General features: G+C 58.7%; 1 protein-coding gene. It reads left to right on the top strand.

The window, feature by feature from the left end:
- Positions 1-96 precede the first annotated feature (96 nt).
- Positions 97-1,491, top strand: coding sequence for an NAD-dependent succinate-semialdehyde dehydrogenase (locus tag PY310_RS21455; RefSeq protein ID WP_275216653.1), 1,395 nt, complete (start codon positions 97-99; stop codon positions 1,489-1,491).
- Positions 1,492-1,506 lie beyond the last annotated feature (15 nt).

The following is a 1,506-nucleotide window of genomic DNA, read 5'->3' as shown; positions in this document are numbered from 1 at the left end:
TCACAGGTGCCCCTCCTAGGGGGAACGCTGGATCGCACCTGAGCAGTACAGGCGTCTCTTTAGCTCCCATGGCACACCCGCAGAGAGGGAAATTTTATGAGCACTGTACAGACCGCTACCAGCGCATATGCCGTATTCAACCCGGCCACAGGAAAAGTCGAAAAGGAATTCGACCAGACCTCTGACGCGGAAATTGCGGACGTGCTTGCCCGCTCCCACACCGCTTTTACTTCCTGGCGTCGAAGCAAGGTTGAGGATCGCACAGCGATGCTGCGCCGTGTCGCTGATCTGTACGAGGAACGCCGGGACTCCCTCGCCGCGATGGTTACCAGGGAAATGGGTAAACCTGTTAATCAGGCGCAGACGGAGATCGACCTGGTAACCAGCATCTACCGCTTCTATGCCGAGAAGGCACCCGAATTCCTGCAGGATGAAGAGCTCGACGTCGTTGCCGGTGGAACCGCTATTATCCGCAAGGAGGCTGTGGGTCCGTTGCTCGGTATCATGCCGTGGAACTTCCCCTACTACCAGGTGGCCCGCTTCGCAGCCCCTAACCTTGCGTTGGGCAACACTGTTCTGCTCAAGCCTGCCCCGCAGTGCCCCGAATCGGCCTTGGCTATGGAGCGGATCTTTGCCGACGCTGGTCTTCCTGTCGGTGCCTACATCAACGTTTTCGCTTCCAATGACCAGGTCGCCGACATCATTGCCGATCCACGGATACAGGGTGTATCCCTTACCGGGTCCGAACGTGCCGGTGCTGCCGTAGCCGAGATCGCCGGCCGCAACCTTAAAAAGGTGGTTCTCGAACTGGGGGGTTCGGACCCGTTTCTCGTGCTTGGGCCCGTAGACCTAGACCGGGCTGTGAGGGATGCGTCTGCCGGTCGCTTCTTCAACGCCGGGCAGGCCTGCAACGCAGCCAAGCGGATTATTGTAACTGAAGAGCATTACGATGCTTTCGTTGAGAAATTCACCGCTCAAGTCAATGCCCTCGAACTTGGTGATCCTGCCGATCCCAAAACGGTCATGGGGCCTCTCTCATCACCGCAGGCAGCAGAGAACCTCGCCGCGCAGGTCGAGGATGCCGTCGCTCAAGGTGCCACGATTTTGGCTGGTGGTAATCGGATCGAGCGCGACGGCGCTTGGTACGCTCCGACCGTCCTCACGGGGGTTACCGAGGGTATGCGGGCGTACTCTGAAGAGCTCTTCGGTCCTGTTGCAGTGGTTTATAAGGTAACCGACGAGGATGAGGCCGTTGCGCTGGCAAACGACACCGACTACGGGCTGAGTGCTGCAGTGGAGTGTGACGACGAGGAACGCGCGCAGCAGATCGCAGGTCGCCTTGACGCCGGCATGGTTTACATCAACGAACCCTCCGGCACAGCCGCTGAACTGCCATTCGGGGGTGTGAAGCGATCCGGGTTCGGACGCGAACTGGGCAAGTACGGAATGGACGAATTCGTCAATAAAAAGCTCATCCGTGTCAAACGCTGAACCTTTCACCCTGGA

This window comes from Pseudarthrobacter naphthalenicus (genome assembly GCF_029076445.1).
In the GTDB taxonomy this organism is placed as follows: Bacteria; Actinomycetota; Actinomycetes; order Actinomycetales; family Micrococcaceae; genus Arthrobacter; species Arthrobacter naphthalenicus.
The sequence above is the reverse complement of the archived record's forward strand: the minus strand, read 5'-3'. Positions and strand labels throughout refer to the sequence as shown.

Excerpts from the sequence above, each read along its gene's own strand:
- PY310_RS21455 (WP_275216653.1), top strand. The coding sequence starts at position 97 with ATGAGCACTGTACAGACCGCTACCAGCGCATATGCCGTATTCAACCCG.